This is a genomic window from Sphingopyxis sp., from assembly GCF_025869345.1.
In the GTDB taxonomy this organism is placed as follows: domain Bacteria; phylum Pseudomonadota; class Alphaproteobacteria; order Sphingomonadales; family Sphingomonadaceae; genus Sphingopyxis.
Window position 1 is genome coordinate 1 of record NZ_JAOZVW010000066.1, and the last position, 9,556, is coordinate 9,556.

Annotated in this window: 7 protein-coding genes; 4 read left to right on the plus strand and 3 right to left on the minus strand. The window is 66.6% G+C overall.

Annotation, left to right across the window (positions count from 1 at the left end; translation table 11 throughout):
* Positions 1 to 246: 246 nt before the first annotated feature.
* The 3 genes from OJI97_RS07295 (at position 247) to OJI97_RS07305 (ending at position 5,358) form a co-directional block, all read left to right on the plus strand.
* Entirely contained in the window at positions 247 to 2,340 is a 2,094-nt protein-coding gene (locus OJI97_RS07295; protein WP_297662398.1) for a malate synthase G, read from the plus strand.
* Between the two features lie 226 nt (positions 2,341 to 2,566).
* A complete protein-coding gene (locus OJI97_RS07300; protein ID WP_297662399.1) occupies positions 2,567 to 4,567 on the plus strand; it encodes a GMC family oxidoreductase in 2,001 nt (666 codons plus the stop codon).
* Between the two features lie 62 nt (positions 4,568 to 4,629).
* Complete coding sequence (locus OJI97_RS07305; RefSeq protein WP_367184756.1) at positions 4,630 to 5,358, plus strand: rhodanese-related sulfurtransferase; 729 nt, start codon at positions 4,630 to 4,632, stop codon at positions 5,356 to 5,358.
* 256 nt (positions 5,359 to 5,614) lie between these two features.
* On the opposite strand, the gene OJI97_RS07310 is transcribed toward OJI97_RS07305, so the two are convergent.
* From OJI97_RS07310 to OJI97_RS07320, 3 genes are all read right to left on the minus strand, one after another.
* Complete coding sequence (locus OJI97_RS07310) at positions 5,615 to 6,361, minus strand: hypothetical protein (RefSeq protein WP_297662400.1); 747 nt, start codon at positions 6,359 to 6,361, stop codon at positions 5,615 to 5,617.
* Between the two features lie 82 nt (positions 6,362 to 6,443).
* Positions 6,444 to 7,739 (minus strand): caspase family protein, encoded by a 1,296-nt coding sequence (locus OJI97_RS07315; protein ID WP_297662401.1) that lies wholly within the window; start codon positions 7,737 to 7,739, stop codon positions 6,444 to 6,446.
* A gap of 15 nt (positions 7,740 to 7,754) precedes the next feature.
* The gene (locus OJI97_RS07320; protein WP_297662402.1) at positions 7,755 to 8,381 is read right to left on the minus strand and encodes a class I SAM-dependent methyltransferase; all 627 of its coding nucleotides are present in this window, start codon (positions 8,379 to 8,381) and stop codon (positions 7,755 to 7,757) included.
* Positions 8,382 to 8,474: 93 nt separating this feature from the next.
* Between OJI97_RS07320 and trxB the strand changes: the two genes are divergently transcribed.
* Positions 8,475 to 9,440: a thioredoxin-disulfide reductase gene (gene trxB / locus OJI97_RS07325; RefSeq protein WP_297662403.1), complete on the plus strand. Its 966-nt coding sequence runs from the start codon at positions 8,475 to 8,477 to the stop codon at positions 9,438 to 9,440.
* Positions 9,441 to 9,556 lie beyond the last annotated feature (116 nt).

Consider the following 9,556-nt stretch of genomic DNA (forward strand, 5'->3'; position numbering starts at 1 on the left):
GATCGGGTGCTGTATTTTGTTTCTTCGTCACCCCGCACTTGATCCGGGGTCCCGCTCAGCGACGGTTAAAAGCGGGACCCCGGATCAAGTCCGGGGTGACGATAGGGGATGGTCAAGTCGCTCAAGGCATGGCGTCGCCATCCAATCCACCGCCCCATTGCCAAGCCCGGTCATTCGCGCCATAGGGCGGCGGCCCTTTCCTCCCCGGGTCCACTGGCGCGTCCGCGCCGACCAAAGGGTGTTTGCATGACTGATTTCCTCGATCGCCACGGCCTTTCCGTCGATTCGCGTCTGGTCCAATTCCTCGAAACCCGGGCGCTGCCGGGAACGGGGCTCGACGCCGACCGTTTCTGGGCCGATTTCGCCGCGCTGCTCGGCAAGTTCGCGCCCGAGAACGCCGCCTTGCTGGCGAAGCGCGAGGATTTGCAGGCGAAGATCGATGCCTGGCACCAGGCGCGCGAAGGGCAAGCGCACGACGCGCAAGCCTATCAGGCGTATCTGCGCGAGACCGGCTATCTCGTCGCCGAACCCGCGCCGTTCGCGGTCGGCACCGCGAACGTCGATCCCGAAATCGCGACGATGGCGGGGCCGCAGCTCGTCGTCCCCGCTCTGAACGCGCGCTTCGCCCTGAACGCCGCCAATGCGCGCTGGGGCAGCCTCTACGACGCCTTCTACGGCACCGACGCGCTCGACGCACCGCCCGCGAAGCCCGGCGGCTATGATGCCGAGCGCGGCGCGGCGGTGATCGCGCGGGCGAAGGCTTTCCTCGACGAAGCGGTGCCGCTCGCCAGCGGCAAATGGGCCGACTGGCAGGGCGGGGAGCTGGCGCTCGCCGACCCGGCGCAGCTTGCCGGCACGCGCGACGGCGGCATCCTGCTGAAGCACAACGGCCTGCACATCGAACTGGTGATCGATCCCGCCAGCGCGATCGGCCGGACCGACCCCGCGGGCATCGCCGACGTCATCGTCGAAGCTGCGCTGACGACGATCATCGACCTCGAGGACAGCGTTGCCGCGGTCGATGGCGAGGACAAGGTGCTCGGCTATACGAACTGGCTCGGCCTGATGCGCGGCGATCTGGTCGAGAGTTTCGACAAGGGCGGCAAGACGATGACGCGCCGCATGGCCGCCGACCGCGACTGGACCGCCCCCGACGGCACGGCCTTCGCGCTGCACGGCCGCAGCGTGCTGTTCGTGCGCAACGTCGGCCATCTGATGACGACGCCGATGATCCGGCTTCCCGACGGCAGCGAAGCGCCTGAAGGACTGTGCGACGCGGTGATCACCAGCCTCTGCGCGGTCCATGACCTGAAGGGGCTCGGCAGCCTCCGTAACAGCCGCGCGGGCAGCGTCTATATCGTCAAGCCCAAGCAGCATGGGCCGGAGGAATGCGGCTTCACGAACCGGCTGTTCGACGCGGTCGAGGACATGCTCGGTCTCGCGCGGCACACGGTCAAGGTCGGGGTGATGGACGAGGAGCGCCGCACGTCGGCCAACCTCGCCGCCTGCATCGCGGCGGTGAAGGACCGCATCGTCTTCATCAACACCGGCTTCCTCGACCGCACCGGCGACGAAATCCACACCTCGATGCGTGCCGGGCCGATGATCCCCAAGGGCGAGATGAAGGCGTCGGACTGGATCGCGTCCTATGAGGACCGCAACGTCCGCATTGGCCTGGCCTGCGGCCTCAGCGGCAAGGCGCAGATCGGCAAGGGCATGTGGGCGATGCCCGACCTGATGAAGGCGATGCTGGACGCCAAGATCGGCCATCCGAAATCGGGCGCGAACACCGCCTGGGTGCCGTCGCCGACCGCCGCGACGCTCCACGCGCTGCATTATCATATGGTCGATGTGTTCGCCCGCCAGCGCGAGATCGCGGGCGAGGCGGTGCCCGCGCTCGACCGGCTGCTCGCCATCCCCGTCGCCACGGGACGCAACTGGAGCGAGGCCGAGGTCACGCGCGAACTCGACAATAATTGTCAGGGCATATTGGGCTATGTCGTGCGCTGGATCGACCAGGGCGTCGGCTGCTCGAAGGTGCCTGACATCGACGACGTCGGCCTGATGGAGGATCGCGCGACGCTGCGCATTTCGTCGCAGGCGCTGGCGAACTGGCTGCTCCACGGCGTCTGCACCGAAGCGCAGGTCGACGCCGCGCTGGCGCGCATGGCGGCGAAGGTCGATGCGCAGAATGCGGGCGATCCGCTCTACGAAAAGCTGACGCCGGATGGGATTGCGTGGCAGGCGGCGCGGGCGCTGATCTTCGAGGGGGTGACGCAGCCGTCGGGCTATACTGAACCGCTGCTGCACAAGTTCCGGCAAGCGAAGAAAGCGGCGTAACGAAATCGTCGACCGACCGCGAAGGGGCTAGGTTCGATACCATTACTTCGTCATTCCCGCGAAAGCGGGAACCCAGTCCGACGTCGCTGCTGGGTTCCCGCTTTCGCGGGAATGACGAAGGTTGGAAGGACTGTTCCACCCCCAAACTGCCGCTTCGATACAATACGCCTTGCCTTCGCGCCCTATAAACCGGCATCTGACCACAGGGCAGGCAGGGGGCATGGCGATGGCGGCACCGTTCAATTTCGGGCAGCTCAAATTCCTGAAGGCGCTGACCGAGGCGCTGTTCCACGGCGCCGAGATGAAGATCACGCCCGATCAGGTCGTCGCCAACGTCAGCGACCTGTTCGCCAAGGTCGGCGGGACGAAGCTCGACGAGATCCGCCTGTCGCTGACCGCAACCGAAATCGTGCTCGGCCCGCTGTTCGCGCTCGCCGATGTCGGGGAACGCGCGCGGCGAATCCGGAACCGGCTCCAGAATAGCCAGATCGACCTGTTCCAGGACATGGCGCGGCTGCGCGGCATCATCTACGGCTGTTATTACGGCCATTGGATGCCGGGCGATCAGGACGCCAACGCCGCGAACCCGGTGCACAGGCAGATCGGCTTCACCCTGCCGAAGCATCGCCATCGCGGTTCCGGCGAAATCGAGATCACACGCGTTGACGGGCGCGAAATCGACCCCGCGCATATCCTCGACGCTTCGACGCTCGCGGACGAATATGACGTGATCGTCATCGGTTCGGGCGCGGGCGGCGCGGTCGCGGCGCACGGGGTCGCGGCGCAGGGCTATAAGGTGCTGATCGTCGAGGCCGGGCCCTTCTATCCCTCGCCGCGGATCAATCATCACGAGCTCGACATGGTCGCGAACCTGTTCAAGCACGGCGCGCTGCAAACTTCGACCAACCGCGATTTCGTGGTGTTTCAGGGCCGCTGCGTCGGCGGGTCGTCGACGATCAACAACGGCATCTGCCTGCGCGTGAACGAGGCGGGGCGGACGCACCCCGACGCGGTCGACGTGTTCGCCAGATGGGCGCGCGTCGGCGCGCCGATCGACGCGGCGGCATTCCACCGGAGCTATGACGCGATCCAGCGCCGCCTCGGCATCGCGCCGATCGAGCCGCGCAGCGGGCGGCACAACGGCCCGCACCTGTTGAACGGCTGGCACGCCTATGCCGCGACTTCGACCGACCCGAAGGACCGGCGCGCCGTCGCCGACTGGTTCGCGAAGAATTTCGGGCCGCCGCACACGCCGACCGCCTGCGCCTATTGCGGCTATTGCAATACGGGCTGCGCCTATGGGCGGCGGCTGGGGATGGCGCAGACCTATCTGCCCGATGCCTGCCGCGATCATGGCGCGCGCATCCTGCCCGGCACCAAGGCCGATCGCATCATCTGGCAGACCGCGATCGACGGGCGGCGCGAGGCCGAGGCGGTGAAGCTGATCCTGCCCGACGGGTCGCAGGCGCTCGTCCGCGCCCGCGTCGGGGTGATCGTCGCCGGCGGCACGATCGCTTCGTCGAAGCTGCTCAGCCGCAGCGACATCGACGGCACCGGGCGGCAGGTGTCGCTCAACATCGCCTCGCCGGTCGTCGCGCTGATGCCGCCCGGCACCGGCGGCGATGCGTGGGACGAGGACCAGATGGCGACCTATGTCGATTGCGGCGATTTCCTGCTCGAAAGCCATTTTCAGCCGCCGATGGCGATGGCGTCGCTGATGCCCGGCTGGTTCGCCGACCATGCGGCGCGGATGCAGAATTTCGGCCGCGTCCATTCGGCGGGCATCCTGTTTCCCGCCGACCGGCGCGGACGGGTGAAGGACGGCAAGCTCAAGTTCCAGCTCGACAAGGCCGAGGATCTGCCGCTGCTCCGCCGCGCGATGGCGACGCTGACCAAGGTGCATTTCGCGGCGGGCGCGCTCGAATGCTATCCGGCGCTGACCAAGGGGCAGGTGGTGACCCCGGGCATGGACGTCGATGCCTTTTTCGAGGCCGCGATCGAGGAGGCCGACGATGTCACCTTGTCGAGCAGCCATCCGCACGGCGGCAATGCGATCAACGAGGACCCGCGCCACGGCGTCGTCGATCCCGAATGCCGCGTCCACGGCACGACCAACGTGCTGGTGACCGACGCCAGCGTCTTCCCCACCTGCATCCGCGTCAATGCGCAATGGACGACGATGGCGATGGCGCATTATGCGACGGCGCGGGGCGATCCGTTCCGGTAACAACCTCGCCATTGCTTCGCTACGCTCGCAATGACGGCAACAGGGGGTTATGGGGCGCCGCCATGACCTTTACCGTCGCCGCCCTCTATCGTTTCGCGTCCTTCGACGATCCCGCCGCCCTGCGCCAGCGCTTGCTGGACCTGTGCGCGGCGGAAGGGGTCAAGGGCACGCTGCTTCTCGCCCGCGAGGGGATCAACGGCACCATCGCGGGCGGCGCGGACGGCATCGCCGCGGTGATCGGGCATATCCGTGCGCTGCCCGATTGCGCGGACCTCGACGTCAAATATTCGGCCGCCGCGGCGATGCCGTTCCGGCGGCTCAAGGTGCGGCTCAAGACGGAAATCGTGACGATGAAGGTGCAGGGGCTCGACCCGGCGCGGGAGGCCGCGCCCTATGTCGACCCCGCCGACTGGAACGCGCTCGTCGACGATCCGGGCACGGTGCTGATCGACACGCGCAACGGCTTCGAGGTCGGCTATGGCAGCTTTGCCGGTGCGATCGACCCGCAGACGAAAAGCTTTGGCGACTTCCCCGATTGGTGGCGCAGCCATGCCGCCGACTTTGCCGGCAAGCGGGTTGCGATGTTCTGCACCGGCGGCATCCGCTGCGAGAAATCGACCGCTTTCCTGCGGAGCGAAGGCGTCGAGGATGTCGTGCACCTGAAGGGCGGCATCCTCGCCTATCTGGAACAGGTGCCGGAGGCGGACAGCCGCTGGCACGGTAGCTGCTTCGTCTTCGACGAGCGGGTGAGCGTGGGGCATGGACTGGTCGAGATCGGGGAGCAGGAATAGCCGGGACCGCCCCAACATGACGTCCGCTTCGAGGGAGAGAACGGCCCTTCCCTCCACTTCGTCATTCCCGCGAAAGCGGGAACCCGGTGTGGGATCAGCCGATGCTCGCTCCGGGTTCTCGCTTTCGCGGGAATGACGAAGATAGGAGCGTCGCTTTTCGGTCGGCAGTTGTCGCTCCCGCGCATCCGAATTTGGCGGATTCATTCTTGCTACGCGCCGCGTTCAGAGAGTTGCGCCGTCGTCACGTCACCGTGGATTACTCGGCGGCGGGCGCCATCCCCGCGGCGGGCGGCAAGCGGCCCTTCTCCTGTTCGATAGACGCGGCGATCGTCTCGCGGAGGCGAGCAAGAACCGCTTCCTCGAGGGTGGGTCCCTTTGGCCCCAGCGTTACCGTCAACTGCGAATGAAGGAAAAGTGCCCCGAAAACGCCGATCACGAGCGAGCCGAGCCCCTTTACGAGAAGCCAGCCCAGGTCGCCATCGCCAGGGCCATAGGCGGTCCACAATTTGAAGACGAGAATGGGACCGGCGATGACCATTGCAAGCCCGGTCACCAACCAGATCAGGTTGATCGGCGTGTTGACGCGCCTGCTCACGCTATTGCCGAACAGGCTATGCTTGCCGGTTGAATGATTGATCAGCCCGACCAGATTGTCGCCATCGCTGCGGTGGCTGTCATGGGTCGAAGCCATGTAGACCGCCGATACCCGATGCCCTTCCCTGAACCCGAAACCGACATTGTGAGCTCGAATTTCGAACTCGCTTCCGTCGTCATCGCACACGAAAAGCCGCAACTGTTCGGTCGAGGTCGTTGAAACATTCGTGTCGCTGCGGCCGTGACCTGTCGCACCGTCATGGTGGGTGGTCGTGCGGACATTGACGTTCGATTGCGACCAGTTCTGATTGCCCGCGACCATCCCGGTCCGGATCTCAACCGTCAGTTCTTCCAGCGCATTTACCTTGTTCGCCAAAGCTCTATGCCTCCCCCTTTCGACCCGCGACAAGTAGAGACGACGGGGTCCGGCTCGTCAAGGCCGGGACCGGCGGATGCCCCAGGCGGCGGCTGGTATCGGCCGCTGGCCGCCGTCACCCCACCGTCAGCGTATAGGTCACCCGATAGTCGCTCGCGTCCCCCGTCAGCGTCTTGGTGAACGTCCCCGGTTCGCTGCCGAGGTCGACGGTGCCGATATGGTCGCTGCCGCCGATATCGTCGAATTCGCGGAGCTGGAAACTCACCGGCTGGTCGAAGGAAAAGGCCTTGTCGACGACCCAGCTTTCGCCCTTCTTGATCGAGAAGATCTCGCTCTTGCCCTCGGGAAAGCGCTCGCCGGTGTTGAAGCGCAGGAAGAGCTGGTCGGGCAGGCCGAGCCCCAGCCGCCCGGTCAGCTTGACGCAATCGACGCGGACGTTCGAGAGGATATATTTGGGACCGGCCGGCCGGACCGCCGCGGCGATCGCCGCCGGTGCGGGCGCTTTGGGGTCTTTGGTCAGCCGCGCGACGCCATCGCTGGCCTGCGCCGCATATTTGCCCGCGGGAAATTCGGCGAGATAGGATTTGAAGGCGCCGATGCTGCCCTCGGCGAGCGCGCCCTTCCACATCAATTCCTCCATCGCCGCGCGGTTGGCGGCGCCGGGGCGCGGGACGAGATAGACGGGCGTGCCGGTGATGCTCGCGCTGACGAAGGGGCGCTGGAGGCCGCCGGTCGCCGCGAGCACATCGTCGCGGATCGCGCCGCCCAGCAATTGCACCGGCAGGTCGGGCTGCGGCAGGCGTTTCGCGAGCGAGGTCGCGAAGGGCGAATTGGCGCCGCTGCCGTCGGCGGCGGTCTGCCCCGGCGCGGCGGCGAAGATGACGAGCACGTCGTCGGCCTCGACCCCCGCGAGCCCGGTCTGCACCGCGCGCGTCCCCGACCGCCAGCTGCGGCCGAAGGGATTGTTGCGGCACGAATCGAGGATCACCATGCGAATCTGCGCCCCCGAGACCGACTCCATCAGCCGGTCGAGGTTGATCGCTTCATAGGGCAGGTCGAGGTCCGACTTGAGCTGCGCGTCGGTCGGGATCAGCCAATTCTTTCCCTGCGCCTCGATCCCGTGCCCGGCGTAATAGACCATCGCGACCTCGGCGCCCTCGGCCTTGGCGCGAAAATCGCGCATCGCCTTCTGGAACTCGTTGACCGCAAGGTCTGCGGCGACGGTGACGTCGTCGAATCCCGCGCTCCGCGCCGACGCGGCGACCAGCTTGATGTCGTTCGCCGGGTTCACGAGATGGCTGGTGTTCGCATAATCGCTGTTGCCGATGATCAGCGCGACCTTGCGCGCCTCGGCACCCGTCGGGGCGAGCAGGAAGAGCGTGGTGAAGAGGACAAGCCAGACTCGCGTCATCGCGCCATCCTTTCGTCAGGCCGCGGCGTGCGCCGCGCCATATTCGATCCAGCCGAAGGGACGGGGCGTCTTGGGCATATAGGCCGCGCCCTGCCGCTCGACCGCGAAGCCCGCCTTTTCATAGGCGTCGCCGATCGGGCGGGTCAGGTGGCAATTGCCGCCGATGCGCTTCCATAGGGGTTCGATCCGCCGCTGCCATCGGGCGACCCCCGCGTCGGGCGCGCCGCCATGTTCGAGGAAGAGCGCGGTGCCGCCGGGTTTCAGCACGCGGCGGATTTCAGCCAGCACCGCGGCCTGATCGGCGACCGAACAGAGGGTGAAGGTGGTGACGACGGTATCGAAGCGCCCGCTCTCGAACGGCATCGCCTCGCCGACCCCGCCCTGGATATCGGCGTCGATCCCGCGCGCCGCCGCCGCGGCGCGGCTCATCGCCAGCAGCTCGGGCGAGGGGTCGAGCCCGGTGAAGCTGTCGAGCCGCATCGGATCGTAAAATTCCATATTGATGCCGCCGCCGCAGCCGAGTTCCAGCACGTCGCCCGCCGCGTGCGGCACGACCCGGCTGCGCGCCTTCATGATCTGCCCCTGCGAACAGGCGCATTTGATCAGCCGCGGCACCCCATGACGTTCCCACCAGCTCGCCATTTTTCCGACTCCCCTTGGCGGCGAAGGTGAGCCTTGCTAGCGCGGTTGGCAACACCCATCTGTGCGATCCCGCACAGGATCAGAAAGACCGTCATGCCCGCCACCCACCACACCAAGATGCTCATCCTCGGCTCCGGTCCCGCCGGCCTGTCGGCCGCCATCTACGCGGCGCGCGCGGGAATGCAGCCGATCGTCGTGCAGGGGCTCCAGCCCGGCGGGCAGCTCACCATCACCACCGATGTCGAAAACTATCCCGGCTTCGCCGAGGTGATCCAGGGGCCGTGGCTGATGGAACAGATGACCGCGCAGGCGACGCATGTCGGCACGAGCATGATCTGGGACACGATCGTCGACGTCGATCTGTCGCAGCGCCCGTTCAAGCTGACCGGCGACGGCGGCGACGTCTATCTCGCCGAAACGCTGGTGATCGCGACCGGCGCGCAGGCGAAGTGGCTCGGCGTTCCGGGCGAGCAGGAACTGGGCGGCAAGGGCGTCTCCGCCTGCGCGACCTGCGACGGATTCTTCTATCGCGGCAAGAAGGTGGTGGTGATCGGCGGCGGCAACACCGCGGTCGAGGAAGCGCTCTACCTCACCAACCATAGCGACGATGTGACGCTGATCCATCGCCGCGATCATCTGCGCGCCGAAAAGATATTGCAGGACCGGCTGCACGCGAATCCGAAGATCAAGGTGCTCTGGAACAAGCGGGTCGAGCGCTTCGTCGGCGGCGAAGGCACGGCGGGCCTCATCGGGGTCGACCTGATCGACACGGTGACCGGCGAGGCGAGCCACGAGCCGACCGACGGCGGCTTCGTCGCGATCGGCCACAGCCCCTCGACCGAATTGTTCAAGGGCAAGCTGCCGCTTGATGACGATGGCTATCTGCTGGTGACGCCCGGCACGTCGCTGACGGCGATCCCCGGCGTGTTCGCGGCGGGCGACGTGACCGACAAAGTGTATCGCCAGGCGGTGACGGCGGCGGGCATGGGCTGCATGGCCGCGCTCGACGCCGAGCGGTTTCTGGCCGAGGCGGAATATAAGGCGCTCGTGGAGGCGTAGACGGGGACGGAAGGGGCGTTAGCGGCTCATAGACGAGGTTCGATAACACATCTTCGTCATTCCCGCGAAAGCGGGAACCCAGGGTGGAGTCAGCCGACGCGTGCTCTGGGTTCCCG

Excerpts from the sequence above, each read along its gene's own strand:
- OJI97_RS07295 (WP_297662398.1), top strand. The coding sequence starts at position 247 with ATGACTGATTTCCTCGATCGCCACGGCCTTTCCGTCGATTCGCGTCTG.
- OJI97_RS07300 (WP_297662399.1), top strand. The coding sequence starts at position 2,567 with ATGGCGGCACCGTTCAATTTCGGGCAGCTCAAATTCCTGAAGGCGCTG.
- OJI97_RS07305 (WP_367184756.1), top strand. The coding sequence starts at position 4,630 with ATGACCTTTACCGTCGCCGCCCTCTATCGTTTCGCGTCCTTCGACGAT.
- OJI97_RS07315 (WP_297662401.1), bottom strand. The coding sequence starts at position 7,739 with ATGACGCGAGTCTGGCTTGTCCTCTTCACCACGCTCTTCCTGCTCGCC.
- OJI97_RS07320 (WP_297662402.1), bottom strand. The coding sequence starts at position 8,381 with ATGGCGAGCTGGTGGGAACGTCATGGGGTGCCGCGGCTGATCAAATGC.
- trxB (WP_297662403.1), top strand. The coding sequence starts at position 8,475 with ATGCCCGCCACCCACCACACCAAGATGCTCATCCTCGGCTCCGGTCCC.